The sequence below is a fragment of the Pseudomonas sp. LG1D9 genome (assembly GCF_002949995.1).
Classification (GTDB): Bacteria; Pseudomonadota; Gammaproteobacteria; order Pseudomonadales; family Pseudomonadaceae; genus Aquipseudomonas; species Aquipseudomonas proteolytica.
Genome location: NZ_CP026881.1, coordinates 111,888 through 133,944 on the forward strand (window position 1 = coordinate 111,888; position 22,057 = coordinate 133,944).

The 22,057-nt window shown below is 59.4% G+C and carries 19 protein-coding genes; 6 read left to right on the forward strand and 13 right to left on the reverse strand.

From position 1 onward, the window contains the following. The first annotated feature begins 290 nt into the window (after positions 1-290). A complete protein-coding gene (locus C5F71_RS00510) occupies positions 291-1,127 on the forward strand; it encodes a 5'-nucleotidase, lipoprotein e(P4) family (protein WP_029293666.1) in 837 nt (278 codons plus the stop codon). 258 nt (positions 1,128-1,385) lie between these two features. Next, positions 1,386-1,826, forward strand: a complete 441-nt coding sequence (locus C5F71_RS00515) for an HIT family protein (RefSeq protein WP_104910366.1) — start codon at positions 1,386-1,388, stop codon at positions 1,824-1,826. Here the strand turns inward: C5F71_RS00515 and C5F71_RS00520 are convergent. From C5F71_RS00520 to C5F71_RS00560, 9 genes are all read right to left on the reverse strand, one after another. Next, positions 1,813-2,940 (reverse strand): fimbrial protein, encoded by a 1,128-nt coding sequence (locus tag C5F71_RS00520; protein ID WP_104910367.1) that lies wholly within the window; start codon positions 2,938-2,940, stop codon positions 1,813-1,815. The genes C5F71_RS00515 and C5F71_RS00520 overlap by 14 nt on opposite strands. Next, complete coding sequence (locus C5F71_RS00525; protein ID WP_371923362.1) at positions 2,937-5,480, reverse strand: fimbria/pilus outer membrane usher protein; 2,544 nt, start codon at positions 5,478-5,480, stop codon at positions 2,937-2,939. Before C5F71_RS00525 ends, C5F71_RS00520 begins: the two co-directional genes overlap by 4 nt. Positions 5,481-5,567: 87 nt before the next feature. After that, complete coding sequence (locus C5F71_RS00530; protein WP_029293662.1) at positions 5,568-6,314, reverse strand: molecular chaperone; 747 nt, start codon at positions 6,312-6,314, stop codon at positions 5,568-5,570. Between the two features lie 72 nt (positions 6,315-6,386). Beyond that, entirely contained in the window at positions 6,387-6,935 is a 549-nt protein-coding gene (locus tag C5F71_RS00535; RefSeq protein WP_029293661.1) for a fimbrial protein, read from the reverse strand. Positions 6,936-7,257: 322 nt separating this feature from the next. Continuing rightward, the gene (locus tag C5F71_RS00540; RefSeq protein WP_104910369.1) at positions 7,258-9,600 is read right to left on the reverse strand and encodes an ATP-binding protein; all 2,343 of its coding nucleotides are present in this window, start codon (positions 9,598-9,600) and stop codon (positions 7,258-7,260) included. Continuing rightward, positions 9,597-11,963: an ATP-binding protein gene (locus C5F71_RS00545; protein ID WP_256588167.1), complete on the reverse strand. Its 2,367-nt coding sequence runs from the start codon at positions 11,961-11,963 to the stop codon at positions 9,597-9,599. The genes C5F71_RS00540 and C5F71_RS00545 overlap by 4 nt, the downstream gene beginning before the upstream one ends. A 20-nt stretch (positions 11,964-11,983) precedes the next feature. Beyond that, complete coding sequence (locus C5F71_RS00550) at positions 11,984-12,649, reverse strand: response regulator transcription factor (RefSeq protein WP_029293655.1); 666 nt, start codon at positions 12,647-12,649, stop codon at positions 11,984-11,986. 131 nt (positions 12,650-12,780) lie between these two features. Next, positions 12,781-13,446, reverse strand: a complete 666-nt coding sequence (locus C5F71_RS00555) for a response regulator transcription factor (RefSeq protein WP_029293653.1) — start codon at positions 13,444-13,446, stop codon at positions 12,781-12,783. Positions 13,447-13,830: 384 nt separating this feature from the next. Next, positions 13,831-15,165, reverse strand: coding sequence for an EAL domain-containing protein (locus C5F71_RS00560; RefSeq protein ID WP_104910371.1), 1,335 nt, complete (start codon positions 15,163-15,165; stop codon positions 13,831-13,833). Positions 15,166-15,464: 299 nt separating this feature from the next. On the opposite strand from C5F71_RS00560, the gene proP reads away from it, so the two are divergent. Continuing rightward, positions 15,465-16,967 (forward strand): glycine betaine/L-proline transporter ProP, encoded by a 1,503-nt coding sequence (gene proP, locus C5F71_RS00565; RefSeq protein ID WP_029293649.1) that lies wholly within the window; start codon positions 15,465-15,467, stop codon positions 16,965-16,967. A 425-nt stretch (positions 16,968-17,392) separates the two neighbouring features. Here the strand turns inward: proP and C5F71_RS00570 are convergent, their stop codons facing one another. Both C5F71_RS00570 and C5F71_RS00575 read right to left on the reverse strand, forming a co-directional pair. After that, positions 17,393-18,181: an aminoglycoside phosphotransferase family protein gene (locus C5F71_RS00570; RefSeq protein WP_104912575.1), complete on the reverse strand. Its 789-nt coding sequence runs from the start codon at positions 18,179-18,181 to the stop codon at positions 17,393-17,395. A gap of 5 nt (positions 18,182-18,186) precedes the next feature. Next, positions 18,187-18,393 carry a hypothetical protein gene (locus tag C5F71_RS00575; protein WP_158682840.1) on the reverse strand — a complete coding sequence of 69 codons (207 nt, stop codon included), beginning with the start codon at positions 18,391-18,393 and terminating at the stop codon, positions 18,187-18,189. A 229-nt stretch (positions 18,394-18,622) separates the two neighbouring features. Between C5F71_RS00575 and C5F71_RS00580 the strand changes: the two genes are divergently transcribed. The 3 genes from C5F71_RS00580 (at position 18,623) to C5F71_RS00590 (ending at position 20,416) form a co-directional block, all read left to right on the forward strand. Beyond that, entirely contained in the window at positions 18,623-19,228 is a 606-nt protein-coding gene (locus C5F71_RS00580) for a hypothetical protein (protein ID WP_029293642.1), read from the forward strand. Positions 19,229-19,259: 31 nt separating this feature from the next. Beyond that, the gene (locus C5F71_RS00585) at positions 19,260-19,490 is read left to right on the forward strand and encodes a DUF6434 domain-containing protein (protein WP_070996080.1); all 231 of its coding nucleotides are present in this window, start codon (positions 19,260-19,262) and stop codon (positions 19,488-19,490) included. Positions 19,491-19,666: 176 nt separating this feature from the next. Continuing rightward, complete coding sequence (locus C5F71_RS00590) at positions 19,667-20,416, forward strand: nucleotide excision repair endonuclease (RefSeq protein ID WP_029293638.1); 750 nt, start codon at positions 19,667-19,669, stop codon at positions 20,414-20,416. A 286-nt stretch (positions 20,417-20,702) separates the two neighbouring features. On the opposite strand, the gene C5F71_RS00595 is transcribed toward C5F71_RS00590, so the two are convergent. After that, positions 20,703-21,074: a hypothetical protein gene (locus tag C5F71_RS00595; RefSeq protein ID WP_029293636.1), complete on the reverse strand. Its 372-nt coding sequence runs from the start codon at positions 21,072-21,074 to the stop codon at positions 20,703-20,705. A gap of 126 nt (positions 21,075-21,200) precedes the next feature. Beyond that, on the reverse strand, positions 21,201-21,521 hold the full coding sequence (locus tag C5F71_RS00600; RefSeq protein WP_029293635.1) for a hypothetical protein: 321 nt from the start codon (positions 21,519-21,521) through the stop codon (positions 21,201-21,203). Positions 21,522-22,057: the final 536 nt, after the last annotated feature.

The following is a 22,057-nucleotide window of genomic DNA, read 5'->3' on the forward strand; positions in this document are numbered from 1 at the left end:
CGTCAGCCGAGCAGCGTAAATGGCTGCCAGACCGTCTACTCGTCACTTGCGGCAGACTTCATAGACGCGGCAGCAGACAGATACTTGTTATTGCATCCGTAGCCTACGCAGCAGCCTGGAAATGGACGCAATGGATATTCACTAAACAGCTATGTACCTTCGATAAGGAAATAAACGATCTAACCCTTGTGAAAATAGATGCCCGATGCAGGCTGGCGCGCAATATTGCGGTACTGTGCGGGGCCCGATCGTCGCTCCCCTATCGCCATTTTTCGAGGCCGACTATTTTTATGCGTCTGATGAATGTTGCCGGCGTATGCCTGCTTTCTTCGGTACTGATGGGCTGCCAACAGCGCCCACCCGCCAACGACCAACTGGATGCAGTGTTGTGGACCCAGACGTCCATCGAGCATGAGTTGATCTATCGCCAGGTGTTCGCCGACGCCACCCGCCAGCTCGACGTGGCCCTGGCGACCAAGGACTGGGACGCCCTGCCCTTTGCCCCGCGCAACCTGGCCGGCCTGCCGCCGGCGGTGATCGTCGATATCGATGAAACCCTCCTGGACAACGTGCCACTCAATGCCCGGGACATCGTCAACAACCAGGTCTACTCCTATGACCGCTGGAACACCTGGGTCGACCAGGCCAAGGCCCAGGCCCTGCCCGGCGCCGTGGCGTTTTTGCAGGCGGCCAAGCAACGCGGGATCAAGGTGTATTACCTGACCAACCGTGAGCATAGCCAGGTTCAGGCCACCGTCGACAACCTGCGTTTGCGCGGTTTCCCGGTAGAAAGCAATGAGCAGGTGCTGGCAGCCGCTACCCCGACCGGCCACTGTGAACAGGCGGGCTACGGTAAGAACTGCCGGCGCCAATGGGTCGCCAGCCAGGCGCGGGTGCTGTTGATGGCTGGTGATTCCCTGGGGGATTTCGTCCAGGCCGAACACAACACCCTGGCCGCCCAACGCCGGGCGGTCGAACCCTACGCGGCTTGGTTCGGCCAGCGCTGGTTCCTGCTACCGAATCCGACCTACGGCAACTGGTACAGCGCCCCCTATGGCGACCGCGAAGATATTCCATTTGAGCAAAAGCGTTTCTTCAAGCGTGAGGCCCTTCAATTACAGCAATAACCTGCTGTATGTAGGAGCCTGATTTGCCTGCGATGGCGGTGCACCTGCCACCAAAAATTGTGACTGAAACACCGCTTTCGCGGGCAAGTCGAATCGTCGCACCGCCGCTCCCACAGGGGGTTGGTGGCAGGTCCGGGATTTTGGTTGCGACAGGGATCTCATGGGGGAGCTGGCTTGCCGGCTACTGCAGGAGTCAACCGCGCGCCCTCTGATCCGTGTTTCAATGCGGCATTTCGCCAGCCCCTTTAAGGACTACGGATGTCTCTGATCTCGCAACGTGTAGCACTGGCGCGCAGCGGCGCCAATGACAAGGTGATTTGCAAAATGGCCTCCGGTTGGGCCGTGATGGGCGATGTGCAGTTTCTGCCGGGTTACTGCCTGCTGCTGCCCGATCCCGTGGTGTCAAGCCTCAACGATCTGGACACCCAGGCCAGGACCACCTACCTGCTGGACATGGCCCGCCTTGGCGATGCCGTGCTGCAGGCAACCGATGCGCTGCGCATGAACTACGAAATCCTCGGCAACTCCGAGCCGGAGCTGCACTGCCACATCTTCCCCCGCTACGCCTCGGAAGCGGAGCACTATCGCAAGATGCCGGTCTGGTTCTATGACTGGAAAACCGCCACGCCGTACGCCGAAGACGTCCACGGCGCATTGCGACTGGAGATTGCGCGGTTGCTGGCCCTCACTGATAAATAATCGTGAACGTCGCCGAGGCATTGGCCGGCCCCGGCGTGACCGTGTTGGCCGTTTGCAGGTAACGCGCACGCAGGGGGATCGAATAGCTGCCCTCGGTGGTGCGCAAGGTAAGGCCGCTGGCTCGGTTGGTTGCCAACGGCACAGGCGTACCGTTGCTGGTCGCCACCTGCACGCCGACACCGGTTGCGGCAGGTGCCGTGCCCGTCCCGCTAGGGTCAAGGGCAAGCACGCCGTTGGTTGCGTTGATCGCCACACGCGCCGGGTCGATGCGGTACTGCAAGGAGTTGTTGACCCGGGTGCCGCTACTGGTACTGGTGCCAGACGGTGAGTTGCCACTTTGCGAAACCCAGTTCGGCCCGCTAGTCGTATAGATCCCGCTGAACGCCGGGCAGTTGTTCAGGGCAATGGCAAAGTCTGTCCAACCCGTAGTGCTGTTGATCCCGGTGAATTTGGCAGTCAGGTGCGAGCCCATGGGCACCGACACATCCGGCGTACTGCAAGTGCGCGAGACGATCTGGATGCTGCCGGAGATGCCCATCCTGAAACCCTGCATCCTGGCGTCGCCGAAGTTACCGAATAGGCTCACGATCGGTAACGTACTGCCCATCAGTACACCCGGCGTCACATCGCCCAGCTTGATCAGGATCAGCTCAAAGTTCGAGGGCCCTTCAAATGGGACCAGGCACCTCCAGCCACTCGTACAGGTGGTCCAGGCTTTACCAGATTGCCTTGGCAACGGGCCACCCAAGCTATTGAAGGCGACCCCCAGCCCCGGAATGCTGGTTCTGTAGACTTTGTTGGCATACGTCCCGCTGGACACACTGGCTAGGGCATAGCTGGATTCGACAGTCAGCTCGGTCCACTGCTGATACGGGGCGTAGAGGCACTCAAGCTTGGGCGCCTGGCCTGACGCCATGCTGAATTTCTGGCGATACACTTCAGTACCCACTGGCACATCGCGCCCGATAGTGATCGCCGAAACCTGCAATGGCATGGAGCCCACGGCCGGGCGAATACCGTCCATGTAGGTGCACGTGACCGCCATGGCCGTCCCGGCCACCGCCCACAATGCGCCGACGGCCAGGCCCGCCTTGATCAAAGCGCCGATGTTCATAACTGTACCTTTTGAAGAGTGTTGGGCTGTACGCTGCCAGCCACCTGTTTACCGGCCGCACATACGGCGTCCAACTGCTGCAACTGCTGCCCCTCGCCGGGGCCGGCCGGGATCACCAGCGCGCACTGCTGATGGGTCTTGCTGCCCCAGTTGATCAGCAACTGGCGGGTTTCAGGCTTGATCCGGGCGTACAACTGACCGCCCTGCCCGACCATGCCCACCGACGTGCCTTCGGCATCGGTCACGCCCGCACCAAAGGGCAGGCTGCTGCCATCGTCGAGGCGCACGTTGAGCAACACCGCGCGGCCCTGGTTGGTGGTGTATTTGAGGTGCACCACGGCGCCAGCACGCGGAGCCACTTGCTGGCTGGTTTCGTTGAGTTCGACATCCAGCGAACTGCCAATCGGGTCGATCGCCACTTCATTCAATTCATAAGGGCGCAGGTACGGCACCACGGCGTTACCGCGGCTGTCGAGCTTGAGCCCTGGATACCCCGAGACCTTGGCGCCTTCGGCACCCGGCGCACTGACTACCGCCATGGTTTCACCGCGATACGGCGTCATGGTTACGCCGGCGGCATGGGCCACCACCGTGCCGCTGGCGCCCACCGAGGCGCTGGTATAGCCATCGCCACGGCCCAGGGCAGCACTGAGCATGGCCCTTGCGCCGGTGTACTGGCCATTGAGGGCTGCGCTCTTGCTGTTGCTGGCGCCATCATGGCCGAAGGTTGCGCCGTAGCCATACTGGCGGTCATCGCCAGCGGTGCCGCTGATGCCGGCCTGTTCGCTGTAGTTGCCTTCGCTATCACGCCCCACCTGCGCGGTGATTTGCGGGCTGTGGCCAGACGCACCAAATTCCAGCGGCATACTCATGGTCAGCAAGAAGCTGTTTTGCATATCGCCCAGGCCCATGCGGCTGCGGTTGGCGTTCACGCTGAAGCTGATGCGATTGAACTGCTTGCTGTAGCTGAACTGGTACTGCAAGTCACTGCCCGGCAGGTTCCAATAGTTCTGCGCAAAACCACTGATTGCCACTTGCCCCCATTCTCCGAGACTCTGGTCAGCGGTCACCGAAAAACGGCTACGCGGGCGCCCGAACATGCTGGTGTCCCAGCCACTTTTCTCGGCATCAAGCAGCTGTATGGCGTTGCTGAAATCCAGGTATTCGCTGGTGGAAAACCGATAGGCCGCAACGGAGAAGTTACTACCCGTACTCAGCACGTTCTTGCTGTAGGACACGCGCATGCTCTGCCCTTTGGCGGCACCGGTGGCCAGGTCAGTCTGGGCGTGGGTCAAGTCGACGGCCATGGCCCCGATGGGCGTACCAAATGCCAGGCCGGTAAGCACCGCGGTGTAGTCATCACTTGACTGCATGCCGGCAAAGCCTGTGAAGGTATTGTTCAGGCCATACTGCACAGTACCTTGCAACAGACGCGACTGCTGGTCGACGTAGTTGTTGCGGGTTTCACCTGCAGTCAGGCTGAAACGCGAGGTGCCAGGGCGCAATAATTGGCTGACCGAGGCATACGGCACGATGAAGTTCTGTTCGGTGCCGTCGGCCTCGGCCACGCTCACGTTAAGGTCGCCGCCGTAGCCGGTGGAGTACAGGTCATCGATCACGAATGCGCCGGGGGCCACGGTGGTTTCCAGCAGGATGTTGCCGGCCTGGCGAATGGTCACCCGCGCGTTAGTGCGGGCAATGCCACGGATCACCGGGGCATAGCCGCGCATGGATTCGGGCAACATGCGGTCGTCACTGGCCAGTTGCACGCCACGGTACGACAAGGTGTCGAAGATCTCACCGGTGGTGTTGGACTCGCCCACCGTCAACTGGCTTTTCAGCGCAGTGATATCGCGTTGGACGTAAGTGTCCAGGGCCTGGTAATTGGTACCCAGGCGCGACTGCCAATTCATCGAGGCATTGTGGCGCAAGCGCCAGTCGCCCAGGTTGAGACCGGCCTGCAGCCCCAGGAACGCCGAGTCGGAATTGCCGCTGCGGGTGTGGTTACGGTTGCCGCTGAAGTTGTAGCTGAGCATACCGGCGGTGACGCCACGGTCCCACAACTCGGGGCTGACATAACCGCGCGCATTTCGCTTGAGCACCATTTGCGGGATGCTCAGGTCGAGGGCCTGGTTGTCTGGCGAGAAGGTCGCGGTGGCGCTCGGGATCAGCGTACCCAGCGCTGCACAGCCCTGGCTGTCCAGGGCCAGGCTGGCCTCGGGTGACAGGCTGGACATCTCCACGCCCTGGCGCTCAAGCAAGCCACGGGTCATGCACACCACTGGCTTGCTGCCGTCGGCCTGGGCCTCGATACGGATATCCTGGCGGCTGTTCAACTGCCCGTTAAGAATCACGTCTGCACGGTATTGCCCCGGCATCACCGGGTTGCCAGCCTGATAGGCATCAAGGTCGAGATTGCGCGAGTCCTCAGGCAGGAACGCGTCATTGAATTGCACCTCTTGCGCCAGTGCGTCCTGCACGGCCATTACGCCTGGAGCAACGGCCAGCACCTTGAGGATCAAGGCCGTGAGCGGATTCAAGGCGAAGCGAGGCCGCGCCCGCAGAAAAAACCTGCAGCTGAAAGAGGTCGACATAAGTGACTCGCGAGTAAAAACGTCAGGGATTGATCAGCGCTGGAGTGGTTTCCGAGTCGGGACCAGTGCGCCGTAATCATTGATGGCGTTGAACTCCACCTGGGCATCGCCGGCTGGTCGTGCCTTGAGCGCGGGCAGTACGAACTGCCGGGTTTCACCCGGAGCGATCATGCCGTCTTCACTGCGCTCACGCTGGGCGCCAGCCACCAGTTCCAGTTCAACCAGCGAGACATAGAACGCCGTCGGGTTGAACGCCTGCAACGCCAGGCCTTGCCCGTCACGTGCCGGCACCAGTTGCCACTGCACCTGCTCAATCGCCTCACTGGCAGTGCCCGGCAAATCGCTCGGGCGGTAGAACAATTTGATCCGTGAGCGAAACGCCATTTGCAGGGTATTGAGGTCGGTGCCGGCCTCAGGCTTGGGCGGAATTTCCAGCACGTTAAGCCAGAACACCGACTCTTTGTCCTGGGCCAAGGGAGCCCCTGTGAACATCAGCCGCAGGCTTTGGCCCTTGGTCGGATCAATGCGCGCCACCGGTGGCGAAAGCAGGAACGGCGCCTGGGAGCTGGTCGGGGTCGATTTGACGTCGCCGGTGTCGATCCACGATTGGGTCAACGCCGGCTGCGTGCCGTTGTTATTGAGTTTTACGGTGATTTCTTTCTGGTCCGCCGGGTAGATCAGACGGGTTCCGGTAATCACTACCCCAGCCAAGGCCTGGGAACACATCAGTGTCGCCATCCCTGCCAGGAGCAGTTGCTTGAATGCAAGTGAGCAAGACATAAAGCAATCCCGTTGCCGCATGGAAGCACGCCCCTTGAAACATCAACAGGGCGTGTGTCCATGGCCTGCGACTTACTGATAGTTGATGGAGTAAGTCACGGAGCTGACAACGGTGCCCGGAGTAGTAGCCGCCTGGGCGAAGTACTGGACAGCGTACGGCAGGGTGGCAGAGGTGGTGGTAGCGTCGACATCGATACGGCTGGTGGACGTGACCTGCGCGGTGTTGCCGGCCTGGATTTTTGCGCCATTGGTGGCGTCAACCAGTTGCAGTTGAACCTTGGTGGCAGAACCGCTCACGTTCTTCAGGTTGCCGCTGACCGGATCAACACTGCCGCCCGCTTCAAAGAATGCAGCAGCGGTCTTGATCGCGGCCGAGCACTTGCTCAACTCGATGTTGAAACCTGTCTGGCCGGCCACTTGACCTGCGGCAGCCAGGGAAGCAGTGGAGATGGTTGGCAGCGTGACGGTCGTGCCGCTCGCACCGCTGGCACCGTTCACTGCTACCTGACAGGTTTCGGCTTTGAGTTCGCCGTTGAAATCGATTTTTCCGTCCGAAGCCAGAGCAGCGCAAGAGACTGTGGCAGCGACCAGTACAGCGAGGGCGCGGGCTTTGTAATTCATGAGTAACTCCGAGAGAGCGATGTTCTACAGTAAGTTGTAAAGCTTCCGTTTATCGGAGAGCTTCTGTGTTGTTGCAGGATTAAGTTTAGGGACGGCGCATCAAACTCCATATAGGAGTGCTCTGAAAAACCCTTGAACGCCTCACCTTTCTTACACTTTCAACGTCACTGAAACTTACTGTTGCGCGCTAGTCTTTATTGAAATAACAGCCACACTCCGTCAATAGGAACACTCCTAAAAAGCAGCCCTGCCAATACTTATTAATGGTTAAACACACGAAATAAAAAGCAGCCGCTATGTAGCGCTGAAGCCCGCATCCAGCCTAGGCCCCGCCAATAAGCCCACCCCTGTGCTCAAGCAGGCTGCGGGCATGGCCCGCGATAGCCTCTGCAGGCCAGCTCAGTTCATCTTGCAACAGCACTTCGATACGCTGCGCCATCGCTGCAAAGTCTGCCCAACCCACTTCCAGCGCGGCAGAGTGCAGTCTCTGCGCTGCGTCCAACGCCAAGCTGCGATCGCGCAAGGCGAGCCGCTCTATCAGGCTGTTGAGTTCCTTGCGCAGCGCCTCCGGTGTCGCCGCCGGCTCCAGACTCCTTTCAACTGGCGGGGCCTGGGGGAGTTCGCACCAGAGCTCAATCATCTGCTGCAACTTGGCCAGTTGGATGGGTTTAGTCATTACGCCATCTAAACCGGCATCAAAACAACGCTGAAGGTATTCATTCCCGGCAACTGTCGAGACGGCGATGATCGGGCAGTATGAGCGTTCGTGTTCGCGTTCCAGCTGACGAAACGCACCAGCCATACGCTCATCACTCTCTGGCGAATCACACGCTATCAACACCATATCGACCCGATGGGCGCTGAACAATGCCAGCCCCTGGGCTGCATCCGCCGCCAGCAGCGCGCCGCAGCCAAGGCTTGCGAGCTGTGCCTGCAATATTTGCCGACTGGGCAACGAGTCATCCACCACCAGCACCTGCAAACCGTTACCGGCCTCAGGTATGGCAGGCGCGTTCGCCGGCAAGGGGGGGGATGCAGCCAGTTCAACGGGCACTCTCACTTCGACCTGGGTCCCGACGCCCAGCAGGCTGCTGAGCACCAACTCGCCGCGCATCAGCCTCACCAGGCGCCGGCAGATCACCAGGCCCAGGCCGGTACCGCCAGTGCGCCGATAGGATTGTTTGGCCCGGGCGTAAGGCCGGAACAGCGAGGATTGCGCCTGTTCGGACAAGCCTATGCCCGTGTCGATGACTCGAATCACCAGGTGCCGCACCTCCACCGCAGGCGCTGCCAGAAGTTGCAACTGCACCTCTACCCGACCGATCTCGGTGAACTTGACGGCGTTACCGATCAGGTTGCGCAGCACCTGCGCCAGGCGCAACTCGTCCAGCAACAGCGGATCACCGGGACGCTCGCCGGTGACGAGCAGCTCGAGGCCCTTTTCCTGCGCTTGGGCTCGATGCTCGCCCACTATCCGCAAGACCAGCGCCCAGAGGTCCACCGGTTCAAGATTGAGGGCCAGTTGCCCGGCTTCCATCTTGGAGATGTCCAACACATCATCCACCAACCGCAGCAAGGTATTGGCGCCGCTATTGGCCAACGCGGTGAAGTGTCGTTGCCGCTCGTCGAGTGGGGTGTGCTCAAGCAGTTCGACGGCAGCCAGCACGGCGTTCATCGGCGAACGCACCTCATGGCTGATGACTGCCAGAAACATCGCCTTCTCCCGCTCGCTGTTCATGGCGTGGCGACGCTGCAGACGACTTTGCAAGACCAATGCAAGCAGCACTATCACCACCACCAGTAACAGCCACAACTCGCCCTGGTAATGCTCGGCAATAGCCTTGACCGTGGGTATGTCCAGGTCCATCTCCACAAACCAGGCATCATAGATCGCCTTGCGCTCATCGCCGCTGATGGACGCCAGCGCCTTGTCCAGGATGGACAGCAGAAGCACATCGCTGTCACGTATCGCCATGCTCACACCGGTATGCAGCATTGGAAGCACACCTGAAATCTGCAGCACCCCATGATATTGGCGAGACAGGTAGGGAATCAGCAGCCATTCCGAAGCAATCGCCGCATCCGTGCGACCATCCTTGACCATCGCCATCATGTCCACCGCATTCAGCGCAGAGACAACGGTTATCCCCGGGGCCTTATGCCTCAAGAACGCGACATAGTCCTCCTCACGACCCAGCATCACCACCCGCTTGCCGGCGAGTAGCTCCAGGTCGGCAAAAGGTTGGTCACCAAACCGACTGACGATAATCGTCGAACTGGTGTTGTAGGGCGTGGTGTAAAGCATCCCGAGATCCTTTGCCGGGTCATCGTCGCGGCGCCGGGTGGGCAATATATCGACTTCGCCGCTGATCAACATGTCTTTGCGGGCGCTGCGCGTAGTGGTGGTGACAGGTTCGAAATGCAAGCCCGTGCGCGCTGCAATCACCCTCAGGTATTTGGCTGACAAGCCTCTGAGCTGGCCGTTGCTGATGTATTCAAAAGGCAGCAAGTTATCGAATACGCCAACACGCAGCACCGGGTGGGCGGCAATCCAATCACGCTCCTGCTGGGTCAACTCCATCGGCGTCGGGCTGGCGTGTGACGCCCCACTCAGGTTGCACAACAGGATTGCCAGCAACAGCAGGCGTTGCAGGAAGGCGCTCATCGCTGCGTCACTCGTGCGGGCCGATTGGGCGGCAGCACGTCGAGGGTCGCATTCCCGCCCAAGGCCTGCCAATGCTCAACCAACGCCCGCAGGGCCTGGGCATAGGCCGGGTTATCCCAGCCCTGCGGCCCACGCAACAGGCGCTCCAGATGCTCGGCACTCTGCCCCAGGGCCAACCACTCCATGATCAATGCGGCCCCGTGCAGACGATGGGCAACGTGGACCGCACTGGGCCGGTCACATAGCGCGATGGCCTTGATCAGGCTGCCGATGTCACTGGCCATTTCCCGATTGATCGCCGCCTGATCCAGCTGTGGGGCCATCAGGCTCGCACGGGGTGCCGCCAGCTTGACGTCGCACCAACGCTCAATCACCTCGCGCAGTTGCCCCAGGCGTATCGGCTTGCTCAAGGCTGCGTCCATACCCGCCTCCAAGCAGCGTTTCAGGTGCGGTTCACCGGTCAAGGCAGAAATAGCGATGATCGGGCAGCGTGGACGCCCCAAATCGCGCTCGAACTCACGCAGTTCGCGCACCAGGCTGTAACCGTCCTGGTCCGGCAGGTCGCAGTCCATCAGGATCAATTGGTAAGCTCGCTCCCCAAACAAGCTGCGGGCCTGGGCGGCATCGGCGGCGATCACGGCCGCGCAGCCAAAGCCACCGATCTGCGCCCGCAGCACTTCCTGGTTGGCCAGGGTGTCTTCCACTACCAGGATCTGCAGGCCGCCCGTCACGGCCTGAGGCGCGGACGGCTGAATCTGCGGCTGTTCAGTAATCTGCGGTGCAACCGTCACCGGCACGCAGAGGATGATGGTGGTACCAACCCCCGGTTCACTGTTGAGCGTCAACGAACCCTGCATCAAGTTGGCCAACTGCTGGCAGATCACCAGGCCCAGCCCGGTACCACCGGAGCGCTTGTAAGAGTGAGTGGCCTGGGCATACGGCCGGAACAACGATGCCTGCACCGCGTCGCTCATACCGATCCCGGTATCGCGCACCTTGACTTGTAATTGCTGGCCGTCGGCCTGCGAGCCCACCAGGCACAGCTTGATATCGACTCCACCGGCATCGGTGAACTTGATGGCATTGGATAGCAAGTTATGAAAGATCTGCGTCAGGCGGGAGCTGTCGAGTAACAGCAAGGGCAGCGTAGTGTGGATGCTCACGTTCAGGCTCAGGTGCTTTTCCCGGGCGCGCAGGCGGTGCAAGCCAACTACGCCTTGCACCAGCGCGGTCACATCGGTCGGTTCAATGCTCAGGCGCAACGCCCGCGCACCCGAGCCTGGGGTGTCCAGCACGGTATCCAGCAACCGCACCAATGCGTTGGCGCCGCCATTGGCAAGGTGCACAAAGTGGCGCTGCTGCTCATTGAGCCGGGTGTGCCCCAATAATTCCATGGCCGCCAGCACGGCATTCATAGGCGAACGTATTTCATGGCCCATGACGGCCAGGAACATGGTTTTTTCCTGCTCGTTGCGTACGGCCTGACGCCGCCGGCGATGGCCGCGATAGACCAGCACACACAAACTGGCGAGCACCAACGCGCCCATGACCAGGACATGCAAGAAGTGCTTGTAGAGGGTAAGCAAGGTTGGGACATTCAGGTCGAGGTCGTGATACCAGTGGCTATAGATCACTCGGCGTTGCTCGGCGGTGATTGACCCCAGGACTTTGTCGAGGATCGAGATCAGCATGGCCTGGTCCGAGCGAACCGCCATGCTGACATCCAGCGCCTGGCTGCCGACCACGCCTGAAACTTCGAGGATGCCCTGGAACTGTCGGTACAGATAGGGCATCAGGAAGGTTTCCGAGGCGATGGCCGCGTCGGCACTGCCGTCCTCGACACGGGTCAGCATTTCCAGGGCCGATCGGCTTTTGATCAGCGTGACCTTGGCCCCTGTTTCACTGACTATCTCATCGTAATGATCCACGTCGGGGACCATCACGGTTTTGCCTTGCAGTTGGTCGATGTCAAAGATATCGAGGCCGTCGACACGGGTCACGATGATCGGCGAAGTGGTGTGGTAGGTCAGCGCGGTAAGGCCCTTGGTCGCCCGCTCAGACCTGAAGCGCAGGTAAGAGGACAACAGATCGACCTGGCCATCGAGGAGCATCTGCTCGCGTATCTGCGTGGTCTTTCCTGGCACGTAGGTGAATTCAAGGCCCGTGGCATCGGTCACAAATTGCAGGTACTGCGCCGAACGCCCTTGCAGTCGCCCGTCACTCAGGTACTCGAATGGAATCAGCCCCTCCGCCACCCCCACCCGTAGCACCGGGTGTTGTTGAATCCACTGCTGCTCCTGTTCACTCAGTTGAACCCCATCCGCGCCGAGAGCAGGCGCTCCTCCTATCAACCACAACAGCACACTCCCCCATAACCACTGCCTCATGGCGAACCAATGATCTTGTTGAGCTTGAACAGTTCGTTGTTCGAAGTGACTCCCAGCTTGCGAAACGCCGAGGTTTTCTGGGTGCTGATGGTCTTGATGCTGCGGTTGAATTTCTCGGCGATTTCGGTAATGGTCATGCCCGCCAGGTAACACCGAATCACCTCCTGCTCGCGACTGGTCAACTCCGCCAGGATCAGCGCGTCCGGCACCTCGCCAGGGCCCTTGCGGGTATCGCTGGTGACGGTTTCGGCAAGGCGATAGGTCATGTCGGGACTCAGGTACACCGCCCCCGCCGCGACTTTACGGATGGCCTTGACCAACTGGCCCATGTCTTCGCCCTTGCCGACAAACCCACGCGCCCCGACACGCATGGCCAAGCCCACGGTCGCCGGGTCATGGTGGGTGGACAATACAAGGATGTGGCTATCGGGAAACTTGACCCGCAAGGCGCGGATCAATGACACGCCGTCCAACTCTTCAGGACTCAGGGAAAAGTCCAGTAGCAGCAAGTCTGCAGGCGCCGTGGCGAGGCCGGCGATCAGGTCCCGGCTGCGCTCATAAATGCCCACTACTTCAAAGTTCGCCTCGGCCGCCAGGGTATTGGCCAGACCATGTCGAACAACCGCGTGATCATCCAACAAAGCAATACGTATAGGTTTCATCGTGATCGAGCCCACTCAGCCCAGCGCACACCGCGCTGCCGAAAAACAGGGGTAACCCACCGCTACAACGTCTGGCACGCTCGTAAGTATATGCAACAACCAGCAAATCGCACGGCGCGTGGGTGGCGGGTTCAGACGCCTTCAATGAGGTGCTTGATCTTGAATAACTCGTTGTTGGATATCACGCCCAACTTGCGAAAAGCCGAGGCCTTTTGGGAACTGATGGTCTTGATGCTGCGATTGAATTTCTCAGCAATCTCGGTGATGGTCATGCCGGTCAGATAACAGCGGATCACTTCCTGCTCGCGAGCGGACAGGCTGACAAAGCGCAGGGCATCCTCACGGTTGCGGACTTCACCGTCATAGTTGACCGCAGTGGCCTCGGCAACCCGGTAGGCCATGTCCGGGCTCAGGTAGACCACGCCCGATGCCACCAGCCGGACGGCATCGATCAACTGGCCCATGTCTTCACTCTTGCCGAGAAACCCCCGAGCACCTACGCGCAAGGCCAGGATCACGGTGGCGGCATCATGGTGGGTGGAAAATACCAGGATGCGGCATTGTGGAAACTTCACCCGCAACGCTCGAATCAGTAAAACACCGTCCAACTCGCTGGGCCCCAGGACATAGTCCAGCAACAGCACCTGCGCCGGAGCCTTGGCCAGCCCTGCCAACAGTTCACGCGTGCGGGCGTAGACACCGACCACTTCAAAATCAGGTTCCTGCACTAAACGATTGACCAGGCCATGTCGCACGATTGCATGATCATCCAGCAAAGCAATTTGTAAGCGTTTCATAGATCACAGGACACTCTATATAACGAGCAAAAAGATGAAAAACAACTCCGCCTCATCATTGGTAAGTTGCCGTCATTGCAGACGGGCTTACAACGTCAATTCCATCCGTGCAACTGAGCAAGCGCACATTAAAAAGCAGCAGGCGAACTTTTGATCACGCAATACACTACGCACTGGCAAATTTGAAGTTGCCAGGCGAACAGTCGTTTTTTTTGAAATCAATGACCTTCAACAATAATTATTGAATAGTCAGATTGATTAACTCCAGCGGCAGATAATTTAAAAAATTCGACGAGGGGGAATTTAAGTCACCGATGAAAAAATGGAAATAAGAGTACTCCTAAAAACTACATCAACAGGGCAGACAGGCAAACACAAGTCTATTTATTGATGTTTATTGCGCTGAATCAGGAAGCTCAAAAAAGCCTCGACTTCCATCGGTCGCGCCAGCGCATAACCCTGCCCGACGCGGCAGCCCAAGCGGTGCAACAAAGGGATTGTGGACTCATCCTCGATGCCCTCGGCCACCAGATTCAGATTCAGCAGGCCGGCCCAGCTGACGATGCCTGCAATCACCTTGCGTGATGAGGAGTGCTGCTCTACTGCACGTACGAACGAGCCGTCGATTTTCATCTCATCGAACGACAGGTTCGCCAACAGATTCAGGGTGGCCGCGCCCGTACCGAAATCATCCAGGGACACCTGGAAGCCCTTGGCGCGGATCGCCGTCAGCGAGGCTGAAAGATGCAGTTCATCCGGCTCGGGTACGTCCTCGGTAAGCTCGATTTTCAGCAAGCGGTTCGGCAACTCGGCCTGCTGCATCCGCGTGGCGAGACGGTCGGCAAAGTGCGGGGTGCAAAGGGTTTTGGCCGAGGCGTTCACCGCGATGGGGATCAGGATGTTTTCACGCTTGAGCGCCAGCATCGCCCTGATGCTCCACATCTCCACCAGGCTGAACAGCAGCAGGTCCAGGCCCAGGCGGTTGACCAACGGCATCAACACCGACGGCGGGATTTCTCCAAAGCGCGGGTGCTTCCAGCGCACCAGTGCCTCGGCCCCCACTACACGCCGGCTCAACAGTTCGAATTGCGGCTGGAACACAAAGCGCAACCCCTCCCCCGTGGTCAGCGCATTGATCACTTCATCCTCGGCCAAGGCGTCGAATGTGGTCATGTGCAACTGCGGGTCCGGTTTCGCGCGGGTCAGCACCACGGCTCGCAGGGCATCGCCCAGTTCCAGGGTTGCGCCTTCACGCAGGATCTCCACCAGAATCCCTGCGGCCCGGGCCAATCGTGCATGAGACTCCAGCGCACTGATGGCGACCCCGCCCATGTGCTTGATCCAGCGCTGCTGGGTGTCGGCATGCGGGGACACCACACCGTCCTCTTCTGCAGCGCGCACCTGGGCATTCAAGGTGGTTTCGCCGGTCCAGAAGACGCTCGGCAACTGCGCCACGGTGCCGGCTTCGTGCAGGCCCTTGAGCAGGCTTGGCAGCATCAGCCCATCGTCACACCCCGGACGAATTTCGCAGACGATAACGTCCACCGGCTGTTCAACCAGCCAGGTCTGCACGTCGCTCAACGATTGAGCATTGGTCAGCGCGGTCACGCCCATACTGCGCAACGCGCCGGCTAGCCGATTGGCACAGGTGGCGTCGGTTGCCAACGTGATAACGCGCAGGGCGTTGAACTCGTTGGGTACGGCGGCATTTACGATCATGACAAGAATTTCCCGATACTTTTCCAGGAAAAAAGCTTATCAGTGCCAAAAAAGAAGCAAATAGGATTGGGACTAAAAGCGCCCTTGCCTGCGGGGTGTGCGAGCCACAATGGCGCGCGGATTGCCTGAGATCAGGTCAGTTGTCTCGCGTTATCGTCGAGGAGCATCGCCAGCAAGCCGGCGCCTACAGGAAAAAAAACATAAAGCGGTGAATTATTTCGTGTCCTCATGTATCTGACCGAATAGACCATGCCATTAAAACAATGGCATCGACACCGTTCAGTGACAGAGTGACCTGTATGAAATCACGCAAGAAAAGCGTCAGCCCAATCGGGTTGAACGACATCACCATCGTTGACGACGCCAAGATGCGCAAGGCGATTACCGCCGCCGCACTGGGCAATGCCATGGAGTGGTTTGACTTCGGGGTGTATGGCTTCGTGGCCTATGTGCTGGGCAAGGTGTTCTTCCCCGGCGCCGACCCTGGCGTGCAGATGATCGCGGCGCTGGCGACCTTTTCCGTGCCCTTCCTGATCCGCCCTCTGGGTGGCCTGTTCTTCGGTGCGCTGGGGGATAAGTACGGGCGGCAGAAAGTCCTCGCGGCCACCATCGTGATCATGTCCATCAGCACCTTTGCCATCGGCCTGATTCCATCCTATGCCTCGATTGGCATCTGGGCCCCGATCCTGTTGCTGTTGGCCAAGATGGCCCAGGGGTTTTCGGTGGGCGGTGAATACACCGGGGCTTCGATCTTCGTCGCCGAATATGCCCCCGACCGCAAGCGCGGCTTCCTCGGCAGTTGGCTGGACTTCGGCTCCATCGCCGGCTTCGTGCTCGGTGCGGGCGTGGTGGTGGTGATCTCCAGCGTGCTGGGCGAAGAGCAATTCCAGGAGTGGGGCTGGCGCCTGCCGTTCTTCCTCGCCCTGCCCCTGGGCATGATCGGCCTGTACCTGCGCCACGCCCTGGAAGAAACTCCGGCTTTCCAACAGCATGTTGAAAAGCTCGAACAGGGCGACCGCGAAGGCCTGGCCCGCGGCCCGCGTGTGTCGTTCAAGGAAGTCGCCACCAAGCATTGGCGCAGCCTGCTGACCTGCGTCGGCGTGGTGGCCGTGACCAACGTCACCTACTACATGCTGCTCACCTACATGCCCAGCTACCTGACGCACAACCTGCACTACAGCGAAAACCATGGCGTGCTGATCATCATCGCGATCATGGTCGGCATGCTGTTCGTGCAACCCTTGATCGGCTTTATCAGCGACAAAGTCGGGCGCCGGCCTTTTATCATCGCCGGCAGCATCGGGCTGCTGGCTCTGGCGATTCCGGCGTTTATGCTGATCAACAGCGGCAAGCTCGGGCTGATTTTCGCCGGGTTGCTGATGCTGGCGGTGGTGCTGAACTTCTTTATCGGCGTGATGGCGTCCACCCTGCCGGCAATGTTCCCCACCCACATCCGCTACAGCGCCTTGGCCAGCGCGTTCAACATTTCGGTGCTGATCGCCGGCCTGACCCCAACCGCTGTGGCCTGGCTGGTGGAAAGCACCAACGACCTGTACATGCCTGCCTACTACCTGATGGTCATTGCCGTGGTGGGCCTGGTCACCGGGCTGACCATGAAGGAAACCGCCAACAAACCCCTGCGCGGCGCGGCCCCGGCGGCGTCGGATATCGAAGAGGCACGGGAACTGCTGCAGGAGCATCACGACAATATCGAGCAGAAGATCGAAGACCTGGACGAGCAGATCGCCGAGCTGGAAGCCAAGCGCGAGAACCTGGCGCAACAGCATCCGCGGATCGACTGATCCGCTCCTACTAGGGAGCTCGATCAGGCAGCGCGCTTGGCTGGGCGGCAAAAAAATCTAGGGGCGGCTTGCCGGCGATGGCCATAGGCATCTACACAACTTTCAGAAACTGACGATCTTCCCTGTGGCGAGCGGGCTTGCCCCGCGCTGGGCTGCGAAGCAGCCCCAAAATCAGCCGCTACAGTGTATCTAATACACCGCATTCGGCTTACTAGGGCTGCTTCGCAGCCCAGCGCGGGCGATGCGGCGTTCCGACAAGCCCGCTCGCCACAACAGACCTATCTGCCTGGGTTTATGCGATGCAGCAAAGTTGTGTAGATACCTATGCGGCGATGGCGGTGGGTCAGTCACTTTGTCGGCGACCGGTCCTGCGCGATCGCTTCAAGCCAGCTCCTACAGGGGGGGTGATGGCGACAGCTTACTGATCACCGCAGTGCCGCCGCCGCCAGTTGCGCCACGCCGAGGGTGATTCCCGGTTCATCCCCCTCTTCAAGCATCCAGGTTGATGACAACCCTGCCCAGGCAAGCACCCATTGCAGGAGCCTGCGCCGCTCGATACCCGAAACACTGGCGACCACTTCGATCCGCCGCGCAAAGCACTCCGGGGCCAGGGCGCGTTCATCGGGGTTGCAGAACAGGTTCGCATAATCAAAGCCCCGTTCGCCGTAGAGGCCCTTGGGATCAATGGCCAGCCAGCCGGACGCGGCAAAATCCAGCACGTTGCCATGGTGAATATCGCCATGCAGTACCGCGACATCCCGGGGGGCTGCCAGGAGTTCACGTGCAGTGCTTGCACAATGCTCAAGAATGCCGCCGTGCATGGCCGCCCCTTGCCATAGCGCTTCGAACCACTGCTCCAGGGCAACCAATGCGGGAGTCGGATTGGCCCGTGGTGCATGCAGGCGCGCAGCTACGCCACACAGGATGCGAGTGGCCTCCTCATCCCGGCCGTCATTGACCATCTGTATCAGCGAGGCCGAGCCCAAAGCACGCGCCATGAGCAAGGCCTCGCCGTCATGGGCCAGCACGGGGGCTGCACCTTCGCCGTCCCACCAGGCCATCAGCAAACTGCCAGCCTGCTCCTCGGCCACTTGGGAGATTTTAAGCATGGCAGGCGTGCCACGCTGGCGAACGGGCAGTAGATTGCCGTTGCGCGAGACGAATGCATCGCCGTCGACGACCAGGTCCCATCGCTTCAGGTAGTGATCAAACATACGCATCACGGTTCAGACCGGAACCTCACAAAACCCATGGCAAACAGCCAACCGCTGAGCATTGAGAGATAGAGCGAGGTATACGCAGCAAAGGTGTAGTCCAAGACGAAGTTGAGCGCGGTGAAGGCAATGGCAGCGCACAGGAACTGCGTGCGGGTAAACCGACTCAGAAAGCGTTCCGTGGCGAGATTCAAGGTTCGCAGGTGCTGCATGAATTTACCCACCCGCACCGGCCACTATCCCGGCACAACCCAGCACCCGAATACTTCTGCTCGACGATTTCAGTTCCATTGCCGCAAGGCTCCCTTTCAAGAATCCGCGGAGTTTATCTCAGCCCTGGGCAAACAAGAACGTTTCTCGCCAGAGAATGCTGCACAGAGCTGATGAGAACTCACCGCAGAGATGACATAGTCGCGCTGACGACCAATGGAGTTGGCCCCAATGAAGCACTACGTTCTCTATATCCTCCTCGCGCTGCTTGCCGGATGCAGCACCGGGCCGTATCTGCACCCGCAATCGACAGTGGGTACAAATGCTCTGCTCGAACGCACCTGCCCCGGCCCGAAAGCCGCGATGAGCTTTGCCCCACGCTCGGCAGAGCTCGATTGGGTTCACGTGTTGGTCTATGCAGCACCGCCCGGAACATACAGCTGGCCGGACAAGCTGCGCTCAACCGACACCGAACTACGTCTGTTTGGTCGGCTTTACACCCCCCCGCGCCTGCGCAACCTGAACACCCCGGATGAACGCCGGGCGGCCTATCAACAGACCGATCCGCCATTGTGGGTCAGCGCCGCCTCACCCCTGGTCACCGTAACGCTGGCGACAGGTGAAACCTATCAAGTCAGTATCGAGCAGTTGAAAACCGGCTTTGATCCCAAGGAGCAATCGAACAGCAGCCGCAAGGGTACGGCCCTGGGCAAGGGCGATATGGATGACTTCACCCTCACCTTCCCGGCGATATTCGTGAACGGCGAAAAAGTGCCGATGGCGCCGATTCATTTCAAAAAGCGTGAAGAACGCTATGCTCCGGTCTTCAATTGTTGAGTCAGAAACCTGCATCACCCAAGGAGCGGCAATGATCTTCGACTGGCACTCGGGCCCCATCACCCGCGACACCCCACTGGACCCGCACTACAGGAATACGCAGAAGGTCCGCCGCTTCCTGATCGGCGAGTGCGGGGAGTCGTTCAAGTTCGATCGGGCGTTCATGGCGTGGATCAAGAGTGGCGAGCCCTTGACCATGGGCGACGTGGCAGATCAATGGAATCGTAATTCGTCATCCCGGCGGCAAGCGTTGGATCAGTAACCTGCCCAACGCAAGTTGAGTGCAGGTTCGCCGGCGCCCGACCGGCGGCACCCCATTTCTGCGGTTCATGCCGCACTATATTCGGCATGCCTCTACGCCCGACTCCTCCCGCCCCATCCTTCGAATATCCTGCCCACCTTCGCGCCCAGGCCGAGGCGGCGCCGCGTGCGCCCGGCGTGTATTTTTTCTACGCACAAGACGATTCGCTGCCGTTGTACATCGGTAAAAGTGTCGATCTTCGCAGCCGCCTGCTGGCGCACCTGCGCAACCCGGAAGAGGCGCGCATGTTGCGTCAGGCACAGCGGATCGAGTACCAGCAGACCGCAGGGGAAATCGGTGCACTGTTGCTGGAGTCGCGCCTGATCAAAGAGATGCAACCCTTGAAGAACAAGCGCCTGCGCCGGCAGCGGCGCCTGTGCTCGCTGCGCATGCACAACGGCAAACTCGAGATCATCGACACCACCGCGCTGGCCGAGGGCCCGCAGTTGTACGGGCTGTTTCGCAGCCGACGCATGGCGATCGAAGCGTTGATGCTGCTCGCCGACGAGCACCGCCTCTGCCATAGCTTGATGGGTATAGAACCACCCAGCGCAAAAGGTTGTTTCCGCGCGCAGATCCGTAAATGCGCCGGGGCGTGCCGGGGCGATGAAACCCATGCGGCCCACACCGAGCGTTTGCTGCAGGCGTTGGCGCACTGGGCCGTCCATCGCTGGCCGTACCCCGCCGCCATTGCGCTGCACGAATGCCATGGCCAGATGGAGCAATACCACGTCGTGGACAACTGGCGGTACATCGGGACTTATGCCTCGCAGGCCGAAGCCCGATTGGCGCCGGCCCTACCACCGCAGTCGTTCGATGCTGACAGCTACAAGATTCTTGTACGGCCCGTGCTATTCGAGAGCGCCCGTGTGGTGCTGCTTTCGTAGGTAGCGTCTTACCGCGTTCAGATCAGCGGGCGCGCTACCTGCCCGGCAGGAACCTTTTTCACAATCTGGAATCAGTGCTGCATGTTTTCATACCCATGACTCAGCGAATTCCCGATGATTTTAAGAAAATCCCTGCTCTGTATCGCGTTGCTGGCCATCGGCTTTCTTGCCGGATACGCCGCAAAACCCAATGATGTGCTTCAAGTGACCGCTGGCCAACTAATAGAATGTGGCCAGGTAACCATTCCGACCCTGGGCATGTAAGCCCAGCCACCAGCGCCAGCCCTTACTGCGGTTTGACTTCAGGCACCCATAAGGTGCAGGCGGTGGCAGCCTGGGCGACAAGCCAATCATGACCCCGAGTGCCGAAGGGGCGTGGCATCGTGTGGGAGATCCTTAGCGCCATGTTGTAGGCGCCCGTCATTTCATTCTCAGTCGGGTTTGTCTCTTCCAGCTTTGTATTGTTCTTGAGCCCATTAAGCGCCCCTTGTAGAGCGATTGCCTGTTTGTAGGTGTCTTCGCTTTCTTCAAGGATAGATACCGCGATAAACGCAGCAGTCGAGCAACGATCCATCTTTTCCCACTGTTTGAGTTGCGCGTCATCAGCGAACGCAGTGGCGCACCCCAGCAAAACCGTACATCCCAGTAAATAACGCATTGATAGCTTCCCGGCGAATAGTTGGCGGTTTTAATAACCCATTGCAATCCAAATTGCCACAACGCTACTCGCCGCACCCGTCATTCATGCTCGGCTGCCACCTTGATCTTTGTCGTGTGGTCCGCACTAGCCCGCCTTCACGCTGCGATGCGTAGTCAACACGCCTTTGTCATCGAACAAGAAAATCATCTGGTTCCCCCCATTGTCCTGGCAAATAACGCCTTCAGTGCCTGCGTCGACGATCCCTTGGCAAGCCATGTTCCAGACATAAGGGCGGATTTGGCATTTCAGTGTCTTACCGTCTTCTATCACCAGATGATTAGTGGCCGAAATGCTTTCTGGCGCGGGTTTGGGGCAAGCGCCATCTCCCCAATTGACACCCTGATGATTGGGTTGCGAAACACAACCAGCCAGCAAGAGCATGGGCAGCAGGCATCGGTAATTCATGAGCACTCTCCTTAGTTGCAATAGGGTTGAGCGCAACCCTAACTTCGGCTTCGCTGGGGAACGGGGATTTAATTAATTGCCGGACCAATAAACTTTTAGAGAAGGCACTAAAAAGAACCCTCTTTCACCACAAAAATAAAGCCCAAAAGTTAGCATTGATCCATTCGCGAGTGAACTAGCACAGATGGGCTAGTGGCTCATTGCCTTTTATAAAAACCCTGATTATTTTTTCGGGATGCCGCGCGCCTATTGCCCAGGTGGTACCCTCCCGACTCAATGTTCTGCCTACCCAGTAGCCACCTGGCTTTAACTGCCCGTAAGCACTCATCCTTCACCCGCCCCCACCAGCAAGACAAGGACGTAAACACAGTGAACAGGGAGATCATCCTGATGCGCCATGGCCAGCCGAACCTGACCATGAGCGGCAAGGTTTCTTTAGTCGACATGCAATTGCCCGGTCATAGCTTCATGAATTGAATGATTGGTAAGCAGCTCGAGGCTAGCGGCTCGACTCGCCAGATACGCAATGGAAACCG